The sequence below is a fragment of the Bacillus sp. CDB3 genome (assembly GCF_002081505.1).
In the GTDB taxonomy this organism is placed as follows: Bacteria; Bacillota; Bacilli; order Bacillales; family Bacillaceae_G; genus Bacillus_A; species Bacillus_A cereus_AT.
Map to the genome: position 1 here is coordinate 24,987 of NZ_ALBR01000069.1, position 17,347 is coordinate 42,333.

Genomic DNA, 17,347 nt, shown 5'->3' on the forward strand with positions numbered 1-17,347 from the left:
GTTCACTTATCATAAGCAACTAGGTGTAAGAACGCAACCTTTTGAGTGAACTGCCTCTTCCTATACTTTCTCTTATAGCGCAGCTAATTGTTCAAAAAAGTTCGGATACGATACAGAGACCGCATCGCTATTCTCTATTTTTACTTCTCCATCTATAATACAAGATGCGATTGCTAGCATCATCCCAATACGATGATCGCCGTGACTATTAACAGCATTTCCTTTTAAATTTTGTTTACCATATATAATCATACCATCTGGTGTAGCTTCAATTTTCGCACCTAATTTGCCTAATTCATCTACAACAGTATCGATACGGTTTGTTTCTTTTACTTTTAACTCCTCAGCGTCTTTAATAACAGTAATTCCTTCTGCCTGCGTTGCCAATAAAGCAATTACAGGAATCTCATCAATTAACCTTGGAATAAGCGATCCACCAATCTCTATTCCTTTTAGTTTCGATGTTTCAATCGTAATATCCCCGCACGGTTCAAACTCTTCGTTTCTAATATTATCGATAGAAATAAGTGCACCCATCTTTGTTAAAACATCTAAAATCCCTGTTCGCGTTGGATTTAAACCGACATTTTCCAATACAAGCTTACTTTTTTGGACAATTGCACCAGCTACTAAGAAAAATGCAGCCGAAGAAATATCTCCTGGAACTTCTATGTCTGTCCCTCTAAGTTGTTGGCCACCTTGTAATGACACGGTACGTTCATTAACATCTACTGTACAACCGAATGCACGTAACATCCTCTCTGTATGATCACGAGACTGCATAGGCTCTGTTACTGTAGTTACACCTTCTCCTTGCAAACCTGCAAGTAAAACTGCTGATTTCACTTGTGCACTTGCTACTGGTGAATGGTAATGCATACCTTTCACCTTTCCACCACGAATAGATAAAGGTGTATATTGTCCATTTTCTCTACCATCAATTTGAGCGTTCATCTTACTAAGCGGGTCTGTAACACGTTTCATAGGGCGTTTTCCAATTGATGCATCACCGATTATCGTACTATAGAACGGCGTATTAGCTAAAATCCCAAGCATAAGACGAATAGTCGTCCCTGAATTCCCCACATCTAATACTTCTTTCGGTTCTTGTAAATTATGTAATCCTTTACCGTAAATCGTGACATCGTTACCACTCTGTTCAATCTTGACACCTAGTTTTTGAAAACATGCAATTGTACTTAAACAATCTTCTCCTAATAAAAAATTTGATACTTTTGTCGTCCCTTCTGCTATCGCCCCAAACATAACAGAGCGATGCGAAATAGATTTATCTCCTGGAACAACAATTTTCCCATTCAAACTATTTTTTCGTCCTACTAGTTTCAAAATGTATCCTCCTCACATTTTAAATAAGTTATATGTACAATAGTTCTTCTTATACGTCTACTTCTATTGTAACGTTTTCTTTCTTGAACGTGCAAACAACTCCCCTTATTACAGTTCAAATAAAAAAGACTCCTATACTAGGAGCCTTCACTATTTATTAAGAATACGTCTCTTCTTTTTTCACTTGTTCTTTTACAAGTTCCGTAAGCAACTCAATAATCTCAGCATTTTCTTCTTTAAGCCCAACAGTAATACGAATACCATCATGTATACCAAATGCAGCACCAGAACGAACGATATATCCTTTTTTCATTAATCGTTCGAAAGCTTCATTACCAGGTATACCGAGCTTCAAGAAAATAAAATTCGTTTGGGATGGATAGTAGAATACGTTATATTCCTTACAAAATGCATAATATTGATTTAACCCTTCGGCATTTTTCTTCACGCACTCTTGTAAAAACTGTTGATCTTCTATTGCCGCTAATGCTACTGCTTGGGCGATAGTTGATGTGTTAAATGGCAGTCTCGCTACCTCTAGCTGCCCTATAAGCTTTGCATCCCCAATCGCATATCCAATACGAAAAGCAGCTAATCCATATGCTTTTGAGAATGTGCGTAGCACCATAAGATTTTCGTATTTTTCAAGAAGAGGCAATGTTTGCGGAAAATCTTCTGCCCCAGCATATTCATAATATGCTTCGTCCATAATAACGAGCACTGACTTTGGAACTGATTCTAAAAATGAAAGTAATTTTTGTTTTTCTACATATGTACCTGTCGGGTTATTCGGATTACAAATCCATACAATCTTCGTTTTGTCATCTACTTGTTGTAACATCGCATCTAAATCGTGAATGCCATCTTTAAGTGGTACTTCACGAACTTCCGCTCCTTCAATAACAGCATGGTGATGGTATTGCGAGAACGTAGGGTTCGCCATTACAACATTTGTTCCATTATGTAGCAAAGCACGACTAATCATTTGAATGACTTCATCTAGCCCACTACCAAATAAAAGTTGTTCCGCTTTTACACCTAAATGCTCTGCTACTTTCTCCCGAAGTTCAAAAGCCGCCCCATCCGGATAGAGTGCATATTGATTGGCTAACGAAGTTAATGCTTCTGTCACACGCGCAGAGCAGCCAAATGGGTTTTCATTCGACGCTAACTTCACAATTTTTGACAATCCATATTCTCTTTTTACTTCTTCAATATTTTTCCCAGGTACATATGCTCTCAAAGTTAACAATTGCTCTTTTACTCTCACTTTTCTTCCCCCAGTCATTGATATGATTTATAATTCCTTACTGTCATCTTTAATCATAACCGTCACCATTACGAGAATACCTCTACATATGCATTTCATACCTGTTCTACAACTTTTCTAGACCATATCCTTTTGAAATGCTTCTAACGCAATATGAACAGTCTCATCTGAAATAGATACGACATTCACTACCCCATATTCCTGCATAAGTACCATATGAATTGTTCCTGCATTCGCTTTCTTATCTTGTTTCATCAGTTGAACGAGGAGCTCTACATTCAAATCACTTGGCATTTTTGGATAGCCGTATTTCAAGAACCACTGCTTCATCTCTTCATAAGCAAGATCAACCTTGTACACTTGCTCACTTAAAAATAAGGCAAATAACATCCCAACCGCTACTCCGTCACCGTGAGTAATATTTCCATATCCTAACTCTTTTTCAAGAGCATGTCCTAACGTATGCCCAAAATTCAAATGGGCACGTACACCTTTTTCTGTTTCGTCTTGCGACACAATGTTCGCTTTCACAGGAATTGCCTTCGTTAATATGTGAATTAATTTTTCATCACGAAGATCCGTTAATGTTTGCACTTCTTCTTTTAACCAATGATATAGCTTTACATCACCAATAAGAGCATGCTTTATCACTTCTGCATAACCTGATCTCCACTCTTTTTCAGGAAGCGAATGTAAAAATGGCGTATGATATACAACAGCTTCTGGCTGATGAAACGCACCAATCATATTTTTTCCTAGTGGATGATTAATTGCTACTTTCCCGCCTACTGCGCTATCGTGAGCTAATAAAGTCGTTGGAACTTGGACAAAGCGAATACCACGCATAAACGACGCGGCAACAAAGCCAGCTAAATCCCCAATCATCCCGCCTCCAAGTGCGATAATTAAAGAATTTCTATCTAATTTATTTTCAAGAGCCGAGGTGTGAGCCGCATAAAAATTTTCAAAAGACTTCTCTTTTTCACCACTCGGTACAACAAACGAAAACACGTCCTGCTCTACTTGTAATGCATCAACAACTGTCTGTAAATGTAGTGATGAAACAGCTTCATCAGAAATGATCATTATGTTAGATACAGCAGGATTCATCTTTTGAATAAGCGTTGTTAAATGTGACAACGCTTCTTTTCCAACATGTACATCATATTCTTTTGATTTCGTTTGAATATGTATGTTCTCCATTAAAATCCCCTCGCATATTCATTATGTTTCTCAATATTTTCACGTATAAGATCGATACGATCTAATCCAAATTGTTCAATTAAAGCTGTCGCGAGCTCCCAAGCGACAACAGCTTCAGCCACAACGCTAGCTGCCGGTACTGCACAACTATCTGAACGTTCAATACTCGCTGTAAAAGGTTCTTTCGTATCAATATCAATACTTTGAAGCGGTTTATATAATGTCGGTATCGGTTTCATCACACCACGCACAATAACCGGCATACCAGTTGTCATACCACCTTCTACTCCACCTGCATTGTTCGTTTTTCTTCTGTACCCTTGCACTTCATCCCAAAGAATTTCATCATGCACTTCACTTCCAGGTCTATGCGCAGATTCAAAACCAATTCCAATTTCAACACCTTTAAAAGCGTTAATACTCATAATTGCCGCTGCTAATTTTGCATCTAATTTTCTATCATAATGTACATAGCTACCTACTCCAATTGGCATCCCTTCTACAACTACTTCAACAATACCGCCGATAGAATCACCATTTGCCTTCGCATCATCAATTGCTTGCATCATCTTTTTACCGACCTCTTCATCTAAACAACGTACAGGAGATGCTTCTGTAGTACTTTGTAATTCCGCAATAGAGTTATACGTAATATTTTCTGCCTGTACACCACCAATTTCGACAACATGTCCCGCTACTTGTATACCTAATTCCGCTAATATCTTTTTTGCAACTGCACCGGCTGCAACACGAACTGTCGTTTCACGTGCTGAAGAACGCTCTAATACATTCCTCATATCTCTATGACCATATTTAATCGCACCATTTAAATCTGCGTGTCCAGGTCTAGGTTTCGTAACTTGCCTTTTCATTTCTTTCTCTTCCTGCTCAGTTAACGGCTCTGCGCCCATAACCTTTGTCCAATGGGTGAAATCACGATTTTCAACAACAAGTGCAATTGGGGATCCCATCGTCTTCCCATGCCTAACACCACTTACAATTTGCACTTGGTCTTTCTCAATTTGCATGCGTCTACCGCGCCCATATCCTTTTTGTCTTCTAGCTAATTCTTCATTTATATCATTCGCTACTAAAGATAATCCTGCCGGAACACCTTCTAAAATTGTCGTAAGTTGCGGACCGTGGGATTCACCAGCTGTAATATATCGCATACGTTATTCCTCTTTTCGCATATGTATTTATCCCGCTACATAAAATAGCAATGGTATCTTTCATCATTCTATAAGAAAACATTGAAATTATATAGCAAATCGACTATTTGCTTTATCCTACTTGTAATCATTCTATCATTTTCATAACGGTATACCTTTTACTTTACATACCAATATATCATAACAGTCCTAACTTCGTAACAAATCAAAATAAAAAAAGTGCAAGAAGAATACCCCTATTCTTCTTGCACTTTTTACTATTATCACAGTTATTAAAGCGTTTACAAATTATTTCAAAATAATTAGTAAATCCATTGATTCATTAATTTTGAGTAGTCTACTAATTCTTCTTCCTTAAAGAAAATAGCAATCTCGCGCTCTGCACTTTCTAAAGAATCCGAACCGTGGATAATGTTTTTCGCAACAGTTACACCGAAATCTCCACGAATTGTTCCAGGAGCAGCTTCATGTGGTCGTGTTTTACCCATCATATTACGTGCTGTATCTACTACACCTTCACCTTGCCATACCATTGCGAATACAGGGCCAGATGTAATAAAGTCTACTAATTCACCAAAGAAAGGTCTTTCTTTGTGCTCACCGTAGTGTTGTTCAGCAATTTCAGGAGTCACTTGCATTAATTTTGCACCAACTAATTGAAAGCCTTTTTTCTCAAAACGAGCTACGATTTCCCCAATGAAGGCACGTTGTACACCGTCTGGTTTTACCATTAGAAATGTTTTTTCCATAAAAAATCTCTCCACTTCTGAATTATGTATGTAATTGTATATCCCCACACACATATTAACACCCTTATCACAATTGTGCAATAGTTTTGAAATAGAGAGATTATTTTATTTTTTAGAAAAAACACTAAAATTTTCGTTTTCCAATATACTTTGCGACATTTTGCAAAGCATACTTCGCCTGTCCACGAGGGAGTGGTTTTATTATTTCTAATGCTTTATGTAAATAACGTTCACTAAACGAAAATGCTTTATCAATAGCTTCGCTCGCTTTAATATCATCAATAATTTCTTTCATTTCACTCGCTACTGTATTTTCATTCACAGAAATAATTTTCTCACGAAGAACTGGATCTTCCATGGCATACAAAGCAGGTAATGTAATGTTACCTTGTAGTAAATCACCACCAGCAGGCTTTCCAAGCTTCTCTTCTGTCGATACGAAATCTAAAATATCATCAATAATTTGATAAGACATACCAACAAAATATCCATACCAAAATAGACGATTTACAGTATCACGATTAGCACCAGCAGCAATCGCTCCCAACTGACAACTCGCGGCGATTAACAATGCTGTTTTTCGTTTTATCCTTCTTAAATACGTTCTTAAATTTTGATCATAGTTATACTTATCTTTAATTTGTTCGATCTCACCTTTACAAACTTCTAAAATTGTATGAGACAACGCTTGATGTGCATCTGGAATTTCTATATTTGTTATACATTCAAGAGACTTCGCAAACAAGTAGTCCCCTGTATACATTGCAATACGATCTCCCCATTTCGCATTCACTGTTGCGCTACCGCGTCGTAAAAACGCAGCATCAATGACATCATCGTGAACAAGAGAAGCCATATGAATAAGTTCTAATGCAACCGCAACATGCTTAATTGCATCTAACTTATAATCACCAAATTTCCCTGCAAGCAAAACAAAAACAGGGCGAATCCGCTTCCCACCTGCTTCAATAAGCTGTAATGCCGCTTCTTCTACTAACGGCTGCTCAGAAGCAACTGTCTTCTTCAATTCTTTTTCTATAACATTAATATCCGATCGTAAAAAAGAGTACATAAGTTGTAACTTCATATTGTTCACCTTAACCTAAAACGTCTTTTTCTATTTTGATTCTGGTTTAAAACCTAAATGCATAGCTGCTACACCAAAAGTAAATGGTTTCACTTGCACATTCTTAAGCCCAGCTTCTTCAAACATACTCGCTAACTCTTTCATCCCTGGGAATGTACTAGCGGATTCCTGAAGCCATGAATATTCTTTATAACTTTTTGCAAACATCTTTCCAAATAACGGCATGATATATTTAAAGTATAAGACATACCCTTGACGAAAACCAATCATTGTTGGTTGGGATGTTTCTAAGCAAATTACTTTTCCACCAGGCTTTACTACACGCGTCATTTCTTTTAATACTTGCATGTAATCCGGAACGTTACGTAGCCCAAAACCAATCGTTACATAATCAAACGTATTATCTTCAAAAGGAAGTTCCATTGCATTTCCATGCATAAGTTCTACTTGCTTTAATTCTAAAGCTTCTACCTTTTGTTTACCGACAGCTAGCATATTTTCGCTAAAATCTAAACCGTAAACCTTTCCATTTTCCCCTACAGCTCCTGCTAGCGCAATTGTCCAATCAGCTGTTCCGCAGCAAACATCGAGTGCCTTACTCCCGGGTTTCACATCCATAATTTGCATCGTTTCTTTGCGCCATACCTTATGCCTTTGAAAACTAATTACAGAATTCATCACATCGTATTTATCAGAAATTTTCTCAAATACGTCATGTACTCTTTCTTCTTTTGATTGTTGCATGCTCGTACCTTCTTCCAATGTAAAGTTGCTTATGTCCTTGATTTATCTCTTAACATAGAAATTATTTCATTAACTTCTGTATGATTCTCTAAAAATTTTTCTTCCTGCTTTTTCATTTCCATAAGCCATTCATTAATAACTGTTTCCAGCTTTTTATCATCATCCAATGAGATTTTTTGAACCGCTTGAAAAACAGGCGAATTTTGTTTATCAGCATACAATTGACACTCTTTTTGAAGACGATTTTTTCCTAATACATAAGTTATATATGGTTTCCAATTGGATAAATGAAAATGATCACATGTTTTTTGCAACAGCGCAGATTCAATTATTACTACACTTTCCATTATGTCTTGAATCGTCACATGGGCTTTTTGATATAGCATAATTTTATGCTCATTAATCTCCTTAATTCCTTCAGCAAGTGCGCGAATTAAGATAATATCACAATTCATTGACAATAAGTAATAGTATAGACCACTATAATAATCGCCTGCAAGCACTGTCAATTGACGACGCTTATGGAATCCACTCGTCTCTTCGTTTGCTTTATTTGATACTTTTTCATGTGTATCAAGAGCAATTTGTACAAGCATAATCGTTACTACATAATGATCAATTTGTTCTTTATGTATATTTGCATCCTTTAATGCACCGTATAACAGCGCTATTTTTTCTTCATCAATAAATGGTTCTTCAATATAGTTTATAAAATAAGGATGGCGTAATTTCTCCATCAATTTCTCTTTAATACCCGCATACCCTCCGTAGATGTCACACACAAAAAATCACCCTTGTTTTCTAATTCATAAAATTTATTATAACACATACATTCTATTTTCTATAATCAAAACTTGGCTACTTCTGCCAAACCGTCACCGAATACATCCTCAACTTTCATTCATACGAATCATCTTCATCACTAACAACTACAAACATTCATTTCCACAAAAGGCAGAAATAATTTTCAACCTTTATATTCTTGCTCTTTCATACTAAAACTATATCATTTTTTTGCATATAAAAAAAAGAAAAGCAGTTTCCCGCTTTTCTTTACTTCGTCTTAATAAACGATAAAATTTCACTACGTGCTGCTGCATCATTTTCTAACACGCCGCGCACTGCAGTCGTTACTGTTTTTGCACCAGGCTTTTTCACACCACGCATCGTCATACACATATGCTCTGCTTCTACTACTACCATTACACCATGCGGCTCTAGTACTTCCATAATAGAGTTAGCTACTGTTGATGTAATACGTTCTTGTAGTTGCGGACGACGCGCAATTGTGTCTACAGTACGAGCTAATTTACTTAGTCCCGTTACTTTTCCACCTTGCGGAATATATGCAACGTGAGCAACTCCATAAAAAGGAACAAGATGATGCTCACACATCGAATAGAATGGTATATCTTTTACTAGTACAAGCTCTTCGTGATCTTCTCCGAATACTTTGTGTAAATGCTCTTTTGGATCCTCATGCATCCCTGAGAATACTTCTGCGTACATTTTCGCAACACGTTTCGGTGTATCAAGTACTCCCTCGCGATTTGGGTCGTCTCCGATTGCCTCTAAAATAAGACGTACTGCGTGTTCAATTTGTTCTAAATTAACTTTTGCCATCCGCTAGCCCTCCCGAAAAACCTAAAAGTGATACGAACACATTCTAGCATATTTATGTTTTTAAAAGCAAAAAGAAGAGTTTCCAAAAAGGAAACTCTTCTTCCCTGTTAATATGTAAGGATTATTTAACCGCATCTTTTAACGCTTTACCAGGTTTGAATGCAGGTACTTTACTTGCAGCGATTTCAATCTCCTCACCTGTTTGTGGGTTACGACCTTTACGAGCCGCACGCTCACGAACTTCGAAGTTACCGAATCCGATAAGTTGTACTTTATCACCTTGTTTTAAAGCTTCTAAGATAGAATCAAAAACAGCGTCCACTGCTTTTGTTGCGTCCTTTTTAGAAAGGGAACTTGCTTCTGCAACAGCATTGATTAAATCTGTCTTGTTCATGCCATTCACCTCCTCCCAAAGATAAGACTGTATAATGATCATAAAATGAGTCTTACTTTCATTTGTAGGCAATTTTTACAAATTCTATACTACAAAGATGTAGATAAATCATTATCAACGCCTATATTATACGATTCTCCTTTATAATTCAATATTTTTAAGGAAATTGTTACTCTTAAAATGTGAAAATCTGATGAAACTTGACAATTTACAACAAAGTATTAGATAATGACTGTTTATTTTACTATTACATAGTCCAAAACAAAAAAAATCCCTCTACAATTAGAGGGATTTTTTCTTATAATATAATCGCAATCAATCCGCCAGACCCTTCATTAATAATTCTTTCTAGCGTTTCTTTCAATTTATAACGCGCATTTTCTGGCATTAGAGATAGTTTCGCTTGAATTCCCTCTCTAACAATCGAGCTAAGAGAGCGCCCAAATATATCAGAATTCCAAATTGATAACGGATCATCTTCAAAATCTTGCATCAAATAACGAACTAGTTCTTCACTTTGTTTTTCAGTACCGATAATCGGTTCAAATGTTGATTCTACATCCACTTTAATCATATGAATAGACGGCGCAACCGCTTTTAATTTAACACCGAACCTTGAACCGTGACGAATAATTTCCGGCTCATCTAAGCTCATATCAGCTAATGCAGGCGCTGCTACTCCATATCCGGTTTGCTTTACCATACGCAGGGCATCCGCAACTTGGTCATACTCTGTTTTCGCATGAGATAAATCGAGCATAAGCTTCAATAAATGATCTTTCCCTCGAATTTCTACTCCTACTACTTCTTTTAAAATTTGATCATACAATTCATCTGGCGCATATAAATCAATCTCCGCCACACCTTGCCCCATATCGATGCCAGCTAGACTTGCTCGATCTATAAATTCATATTGACTAAACTGCCAAACGACACGGTCCACATCACGAAGACGTTTTATATCCTTTACAGTCTCTTGAACTGCTTCCTGATAACTTTGGCGTAACCAATGTCCTTCATTTAGCACCATTACCCAGCTTGGAAGGTTTACATTCACTTCTAAGACCGGGAACTCAAATAACGCTTCCCGAAGTACATTATACACATCTGTTTCTCTTAAACTCTCTACACTCATCGCAATTACTGGAATATCATATTCTTCTGATAAACTTTGACGTAACTGCTCTGTTTCTGGATGATATGGCTGTACAGTGTTGATAATCATAATGAAAGGCTTTCCTACTTCTTTTAACTCATTTACAACGCGTTCTTCTGCCTCTATATAATCTCTTCTTGGAATTTCACCAATTGTTCCATCTGTTGTAATAACGACACCAATTGTTGAATGCTCTTGAATTACTTTACGTGTTCCGATTTCTGCAGCTTCATGGAATGGAATAGGCTCTTCATACCAAGGAGTATTAATCATGCGTGGGCCATTCTCATCTTCATAGCCTTTTGCTCCTGGAACCGTATACCCAACACAATCTACTAATCGAATATTCACTTCAAGACCTTCATCTACTTCAATAGAAACCGCTTGGTTTGGAACAAACTTCGGTTCCGTCGTCATTATTGTACGACCAGCAGCACTTTGAGGCAATTCATCCTGCGCTCTTTGACGGTCTGACTCATTTTCAATATTTGGAATAACAACAAGTTCCATAAATTTTTTTATAAATGTTGATTTCCCTGTTCGAACAGCTCCTACAACTCCAAAATAAATATCACCGCCTGTGCGTTCCGCAATATCTTTAAAAATATCTACCTTTTCCAAGTGATTCCCTCCCTCAATATTTTTGGGAATAATTCCGCGTTTATAGTCAACTAATACCTTCTCTAACGTTGCCTATAATATCTGATATAATATAATGGTATTCTAGAAGTTCGGACAATATATCATATAATTTTGTCCAATTTCATATGACTATTTAAAAATACCTTTTGTTTGCATCACAAGTTGTATAACATAAAAAACCTTTCTTCTAGAACTTATTCACTAAAAGAAAGGTTCATGACTTATGATTTTAAAAAAATTGGTTCTCCGTCTTTCACTGTATACGGTAAAGAATATGCAGGTACAAATGGGGAATCTTTCGATAATATATTCCGAATATCTTCTCCTTCCTTAAATTGTCCTTCATTTTTTTTCAACGCTTCATATAAGTCGATTCTATAATCAACAAACACTTCACCTTTTTCATTGATTATAAGAGGGAGCCCTTTTCCAGAATATGGACTTTTTATTTGCGGTACATCCTTATATCCTAGTTTTTTAAAATCTAATTCATAGACACCATCTGCAATTACTTTTTTAAACGGTGGATATTGATGTTCATCACGATACATCCTTAACTTTAATGCCACTTCTTGAATTTGTTCCGCCATCCTAACATCAATTAACTTTACTGTCGGATTTGTTTCAACATCTATTAATACATATTGATAAACTCCCCCGCTTTCATACGCATTCCCTGGTGCCTCTTGTATGTATCTCGGAGCAATTTTTTGAAAATCAATTGGGTATTTTTGATAAATCGGCGTACTCATATCACGCGTCTTAATTGGCAATAAACCATTCGTTTGTTCCTTATATGTAGTAATAGCTTTTTGAACAACTTGTAACTGATCTTCATAAGGAATCGCATTTTGTTTCATATTTTCTTTCGGATACATACACCCTGTTAAAATGCTCATGCAACAAAATATTAAAATAATATGGATTTTTTTCACTGACAATCACCTTTTCATGCGAGTATAGATTGTTCCCTATAACGTCCTTTATTGTTCCACAGGCCCACTAAATACAACAAGAAAAATAACAATCCCCGACACAATCATGAGGGTGTAAGCTACTAACGCTGTAATCCCTTTCAGAAATTTATTCTTCATTTTATGTCTACTTAATAAAATAAAAGCTACTGCAACAAACATAAATCCCATTGCCCCTAAGGAAAACCACATTTTTATAAGCCCTTCCGACATATATACACCCCTTTACTTTTAATCTATTTTTATACTATTTTAACAAATTAAAATCTTTAAACAAATACAATTCACCATTTTACTGCAAATTAACAAAATTTATGTACAAAAATAAAACCGAAGCGCATTATTTTGCGCTTCGGTTGACCAAATATGCCCTTAACAGCTCTATTCCCATTCTTTCATGACTATCATATGCATTCGCTAAACTCTTTGTTTCTCATATTTTACTTTTTAAACATTTTACTTAACGAACCAAAATCAGCGGGCATATTATTGTTAATGATTGCTTTTACAATTTGATCCTCTTGCTCTTTCGGCACTTCACGTCCTGCCATTAGAGCAACTTGATGAATCAATTGGCGAAGCACTGTCTCATCACGTAGGTTCGCATTTTGAACAGACGACGCTAATTTAAAAATATCTTCTTTATTCACTTTCGCTTCTTTTTCAATGTTATTAAAAATGTTGTTATCCATTCTTTTCACCCTCTCCTCAAGTTACTCTTCATCCTATGCAGAAATGAAAAATTGGTGAAAAGACCCATAAAAAAATAAAAGACGGTAGAAGTACGAAATGTACTTCTACCGCTTTCTTTATAACAAATCAGGTATCGCTTCAACTTCATGTTTTCGAACACGTCCCATCAATGAGCCTACTGCATCTTTCACATTATTCCCATTGAACAGCACGTCATATAAAGCAGCTGTAATTGGCATTTCAACTTCCATTTTCTCTGCCAATTCATGAGCAGCTTTCGTTGTTCGTACACCTTCTACAACCATACCCATACTTTCTAGCACTTCTTCTAAAGAGTGCCCTTTTCCAAGCATATTTCCAGCGCGCCAATTTCGGCTATGCACACTTGTACAAGTTACAATTAAATCTCCCATACCAGTTAGACCAGCAAATGTTAACGGATTTCCGCCCATTTTTCTTCCTAAACGAGCAATCTCTGTTAAACCACGTGTCATTAATGCCGCTTTTGCATTATCACCTAATCCAAGACCATCTGTTATCCCAGCAGCTAATGCGATAATATTCTTTAACGCACCACCAAGCTCAACTCCAACGATATCCGGATTTGTGTATACACGGAAATAGCTATTCATAAACAGATCCTGCACTTCTTCAGCCGCTTCCATACGCTTTGCTGCAGATGTAACAGTTGTCGCTTGACGTAAACCGACTTCTTCAGCATGACTCGGTCCAGACAGTACAACAACATCTTTGATCAAGTTCTCTGGAATTTCTTCCTCAATCACTTCCGAAATACGTTTTGACGTACCTGGTTCGATTCCTTTACTCGCATGAATCCAAGTAATCGGTTCTGTAACAATTTCTTTCATTTCTTGTAATACATCTCGGTACGCTTTCGTCGGTACTACTAGTAGTACTGTATTTACATCTACTAATGCTTCTTCTAAAGAAGAGTAGGCTACGATTGTGCTTGGCAATGCAATCCCTGGAAGATATTTACTGTTCTCATGTTTTGTATTAATTTCATTCATGAGTTCAGGACGGTTTCCCCAAATACGTACATCATGCCCATTGTCAGCTAATACCATCGCTAACGCTGTTCCCCAGCTACCTGCTCCTATTACTGTGATTTTTGTCATAAAATCACATCCTCTCCATTAGTCTCTTGCTCGAGCGATAATGTGAATCGGCGTTCCTACAAAACCGAACGCTTCACGTAAACGATTCTTTAAGAAGCGCTCATATGAAAAGTGCATTAATTCTGTATCATTTACAAACACAACAAATGTCGGTGGTTTTACCGCAACCTGTGTCGCATAGAAGATTTTCAGACGGCTACCATTATGAGTCGGCGTTGGATTCATCGCTACCGCATCCATAATTACATCGTTTAATACGTTCGTTTGTACACGGATGCTATGGCTTTCATTTACCTCATTGATAACCGGTAATAACGTTTGTGTACGTTTTTTCGTTTTCGCAGATAAGAATACAATCGGTGCATAATCCAAGAATTGGAAATGAGCACGGATGTTTTCTTCAAATGCTTTCATTGTTTTTTCATCTTTTTTCACTGCATCCCATTTGTTTACAACGATAATAACAGCTCGTCCTGAATCATGAGCATATCCAGCGATTTTTTTATCTTGCTCAATAATTCCTTCTTCTCCGTCTAAAACAACTAAAACAACGTCAGAACGTTCAATCGCTCTAAGTGCACGAAGTACACTATACTTTTCTGTACTTTCGTATACTTTTCCTTTTTTACGCATACCAGCTGTATCGATGATTACATAATCTTGATCATCTTTGCTATATGGTGTATCAACAGCATCACGCGTCGTTCCTGCTATATTACTTACAATTACACGTTCTTGACCAAGAAGCGCATTTACAAGTGATGATTTCCCAACGTTTGGACGTCCAATTAAAGAGAAACGGATTGTTTCATCGTCATACGCTTCTTCTTCAATCTTTGGAAAATGATTTGCAGCTTCATCTAACAAATCACCAAGTCCTAAACCGTGTGTACCTGAAATCGGGAATGGCTCGCCAAATCCTAACGCATAAAAATCATAAATATCACTACGCATTTCTGGATTATCAACCTTATTTACCGCAAGTACAATTGGTTTTTTAGAACGATATAAAATTTTAGCAACTTCTTCATCCGCTGCAGTTACACCATCGCGACCATTCGTCATAAAAATGATAACATCTGCTTCATCAATCGCTACTTCCGCCTGTTGACGAATTTGTGTCAAGAACGGCTCGTCTCCAATATCAATTCCACCTGTATCTATAATGTTAAACTCATGATTTAACCATTCTCCCGCACTATAAATACGGTCTCGCGTTATACCTGGTATATCTTCTACGATTGAAACTCTTTCTCCAACAATTCTATTGAAAATAGTAGATTTCCCTACGTTCGGGCGGCCTACTATCGCTATTACTGGTTTCGGCATATACTTTCATCCTTTCAACTTGCTTCTGTTTATTATGTAAAAAACCCTTCTTTGTGCAAGAAGGGATTTGCATTCCAGAATAATTCTCAACGTATCAAAACACCTCATATTATACCACACGTTGCTAATGTTTCACAATAATATATACATTCTCTTGTAAGCGATGCGCAATACCATCTAAAATCGCCTCTAAATTATTTGCAACAAATTCTAATTCCTCTGTCGATTCACAAGTAAACAAAGGAGCACCACCTGCAAATTTCTCCGGTTTTGTTGTAATAACCGCGAGAATAACACTTTCTAACATCATCTCTTATCTCCCCTTCCTTTCGGAGCTTCTGATGACATATGAACGGCACTCTCTAATGTTGGTACATTTCCAATTACCCCTATCGCTTTTTCTGCATCCTGATCTTGCGGCAGAACAAAAACCCCAACTCTCCCATCCTCTAAATCACGCTTCGCTAACGGTACAAGTGCCGGCGTTCCAGAATCTCTATATATTCCTAAAGCAACAGAAACATCATGTAAAATCGCTTGACGTTGTCCTAGGTTCGAGATTGTAACCATCGCATCTATCGATTTCGGTTTTAAAATAAATCCCATCCCATATTTCATAATTTCTTCTTGCCTTGCCGGCAATCCAATATTCATAATGTAAATATTGTCAATATAAAGTCCCGCTCCTTCAAAACGAAGTGGAACGTGCTCAATTTCTACAAGATCATGAAGCCTTTTACCTGACATTAATTTTCTCGCAATTAAAAAACTTATCATACCAGTAATTACCCCGGCAATCCACGAATGGAATCCTATATACGCAAACGTTGTTACAAACGACGTTAACATCGCCAAATAGTTACGACTTTCAAAAACTAATGCAATCCCTTCAATGTATGTATTACCACGTGGTACGAGCTCATATCCATCTAATTGTTGAAGCGTATTTCTTTCCATATTACGCACATCACGAAATTGCGTCGCCGCTAACGTAAGAAATGTAATTGCAGAAAAATCTTTTTTCAAAATAGACGGAATCGCAATTGCCCCTAAGGCAGCCGCAATTAATCCCATCGCGATATGAATAATTTTCCCGTGAAGCCTCGTCGGATATTGCCTCGTATCGGTACGAAGCATTAACACCCTAGTTACCGTCCCGGCAATTACGCCACATAAAATGGCTGGTGTATATTCAGTCATGTATTACCCTCGCCCTTCTTTTACGCGTTTTCCTCTTAAATTGTTCCATATATACTGATACTTTTGTAATCCATAGTAAAATCGCCATAAATAAAGTAGAAACAGCGACAACATCAAAAAAGGCTAAACTACCATATTCATAAGGAAAATGTAATTTATGAAAAATAAGCGTCACCAACAATTCTCCTTGTAACATCCCTATATACAAGGTGCACAATCTTAATATGCGATCCCCGTACAATAAAATTGATGCATACACAAGTGCGCCACTTAGCAGCAACAACCTATCAACCACAATCCAAATCGGATCATATACTTCTAACAAATGAAAACTTGTATATAACATTGCAATAATAAGCGCCGAAAGTAGGGTGTATAATTTTTTCCAAATAGAGTATAGCGTGATGCCTACAAAAGAAATAATACAAAGCAAAAGGGCATTTACCGATACAGTAAAAGAAGCAATCGTCACATTTAGCGGAGAACAAATAATAAAAATTAATATACAAGCACTTATCTTCCAACGAATAGGTTCTTTTTTCATAAAAAAGGTCACGACAATCCACCCTATCCAAGCCACAAAATAAAAAGTACTCCCATCCATCACTTCACCTCCTATGTTTTC

19 protein-coding genes are annotated in these 17,347 nt (G+C 36.9%); all 19 read right to left on the bottom strand.

Annotated features, from left to right (window positions below; genetic code table 11):
• Positions 1 to 72 precede the first annotated feature (72 nt).
• Positions 73 to 1,347 (bottom strand): 3-phosphoshikimate 1-carboxyvinyltransferase, encoded by a 1,275-nt coding sequence (gene aroA, locus CDB3_RS16665; protein ID WP_128855287.1) that lies wholly within the window; start codon positions 1,345 to 1,347, stop codon positions 73 to 75.
• A 157-nt stretch (positions 1,348 to 1,504) separates the two neighbouring features.
• On the bottom strand, positions 1,505 to 2,617 hold the full coding sequence (hisC, locus tag CDB3_RS16670) for a histidinol-phosphate transaminase (protein ID WP_128855288.1): 1,113 nt from the start codon (positions 2,615 to 2,617) through the stop codon (positions 1,505 to 1,507).
• A 117-nt stretch (positions 2,618 to 2,734) separates the two neighbouring features.
• Positions 2,735 to 3,820 (bottom strand): 3-dehydroquinate synthase, encoded by a 1,086-nt coding sequence (gene aroB, locus CDB3_RS16675; RefSeq protein ID WP_128855289.1) that lies wholly within the window; start codon positions 3,818 to 3,820, stop codon positions 2,735 to 2,737.
• Positions 3,820 to 4,992 (bottom strand): chorismate synthase, encoded by a 1,173-nt coding sequence (gene aroC, locus CDB3_RS16680; protein ID WP_128855290.1) that lies wholly within the window; start codon positions 4,990 to 4,992, stop codon positions 3,820 to 3,822. The genes aroB and aroC overlap by 1 nt, the downstream gene beginning before the upstream one ends.
• A 302-nt stretch (positions 4,993 to 5,294) precedes the next feature.
• Complete coding sequence (gene ndk, locus CDB3_RS16685; RefSeq protein ID WP_000415879.1) at positions 5,295 to 5,741, bottom strand: nucleoside-diphosphate kinase; 447 nt, start codon at positions 5,739 to 5,741, stop codon at positions 5,295 to 5,297.
• Positions 5,742 to 5,865: 124 nt separating this feature from the next.
• Complete coding sequence (hepT, locus tag CDB3_RS16690) at positions 5,866 to 6,828, bottom strand: heptaprenyl diphosphate synthase component II (protein WP_128855291.1); 963 nt, start codon at positions 6,826 to 6,828, stop codon at positions 5,866 to 5,868.
• Positions 6,829 to 6,858: 30 nt separating this feature from the next.
• Positions 6,859 to 7,572 (bottom strand): demethylmenaquinone methyltransferase, encoded by a 714-nt coding sequence (locus CDB3_RS16695; protein ID WP_097831722.1) that lies wholly within the window; start codon positions 7,570 to 7,572, stop codon positions 6,859 to 6,861.
• A gap of 29 nt (positions 7,573 to 7,601) precedes the next feature.
• The gene (locus CDB3_RS16700) at positions 7,602 to 8,354 is read right to left on the bottom strand and encodes a heptaprenyl diphosphate synthase component 1 (protein ID WP_128855292.1); all 753 of its coding nucleotides are present in this window, start codon (positions 8,352 to 8,354) and stop codon (positions 7,602 to 7,604) included.
• A gap of 271 nt (positions 8,355 to 8,625) precedes the next feature.
• The gene (folE, locus tag CDB3_RS16705) at positions 8,626 to 9,195 is read right to left on the bottom strand and encodes a GTP cyclohydrolase I FolE (RefSeq protein ID WP_001151482.1); all 570 of its coding nucleotides are present in this window, start codon (positions 9,193 to 9,195) and stop codon (positions 8,626 to 8,628) included.
• Positions 9,196 to 9,316: 121 nt separating this feature from the next.
• On the bottom strand, positions 9,317 to 9,589 hold the full coding sequence (locus CDB3_RS16710) for an HU family DNA-binding protein (protein ID WP_001043860.1): 273 nt from the start codon (positions 9,587 to 9,589) through the stop codon (positions 9,317 to 9,319).
• A gap of 298 nt (positions 9,590 to 9,887) precedes the next feature.
• Entirely contained in the window at positions 9,888 to 11,366 is a 1,479-nt protein-coding gene (spoIVA, locus tag CDB3_RS16715; RefSeq protein WP_128855293.1) for a stage IV sporulation protein A, read from the bottom strand.
• 242 nt (positions 11,367 to 11,608) lie between these two features.
• Positions 11,609 to 12,322, bottom strand: coding sequence for a hypothetical protein (locus tag CDB3_RS16720; protein ID WP_128855294.1), 714 nt, complete (start codon positions 12,320 to 12,322; stop codon positions 11,609 to 11,611).
• A gap of 48 nt (positions 12,323 to 12,370) precedes the next feature.
• Positions 12,371 to 12,574, bottom strand: coding sequence for a DUF2768 domain-containing protein (locus tag CDB3_RS16725; protein WP_002117663.1), 204 nt, complete (start codon positions 12,572 to 12,574; stop codon positions 12,371 to 12,373).
• Positions 12,575 to 12,801: 227 nt separating this feature from the next.
• The gene (locus CDB3_RS16730; RefSeq protein WP_000369753.1) at positions 12,802 to 13,053 is read right to left on the bottom strand and encodes a stage VI sporulation protein F; all 252 of its coding nucleotides are present in this window, start codon (positions 13,051 to 13,053) and stop codon (positions 12,802 to 12,804) included.
• Positions 13,054 to 13,170: 117 nt separating this feature from the next.
• Positions 13,171 to 14,193 carry an NAD(P)H-dependent glycerol-3-phosphate dehydrogenase gene (locus CDB3_RS16735; RefSeq protein WP_128855295.1) on the bottom strand — a complete coding sequence of 341 codons (1,023 nt, stop codon included), beginning with the start codon at positions 14,191 to 14,193 and terminating at the stop codon, positions 13,171 to 13,173.
• A gap of 18 nt (positions 14,194 to 14,211) precedes the next feature.
• Positions 14,212 to 15,522 carry a ribosome biogenesis GTPase Der gene (gene der / locus CDB3_RS16740; protein WP_097831724.1) on the bottom strand — a complete coding sequence of 437 codons (1,311 nt, stop codon included), beginning with the start codon at positions 15,520 to 15,522 and terminating at the stop codon, positions 14,212 to 14,214.
• Positions 15,523 to 15,646: 124 nt separating this feature from the next.
• Complete coding sequence (locus CDB3_RS16745) at positions 15,647 to 15,832, bottom strand: capping complex subunit for YIEGIA (protein WP_000979049.1); 186 nt, start codon at positions 15,830 to 15,832, stop codon at positions 15,647 to 15,649.
• Positions 15,829 to 16,722 (bottom strand): YIEGIA family protein, encoded by an 894-nt coding sequence (locus tag CDB3_RS16750; protein WP_128855296.1) that lies wholly within the window; start codon positions 16,720 to 16,722, stop codon positions 15,829 to 15,831. The genes CDB3_RS16745 and CDB3_RS16750 overlap by 4 nt, the downstream gene beginning before the upstream one ends.
• Positions 16,715 to 17,326, bottom strand: a complete 612-nt coding sequence (locus tag CDB3_RS16755; RefSeq protein WP_128855297.1) for a YphA family membrane protein — start codon at positions 17,324 to 17,326, stop codon at positions 16,715 to 16,717. The genes CDB3_RS16750 and CDB3_RS16755 overlap by 8 nt, the downstream gene beginning before the upstream one ends.
• Positions 17,327 to 17,347 lie beyond the last annotated feature (21 nt).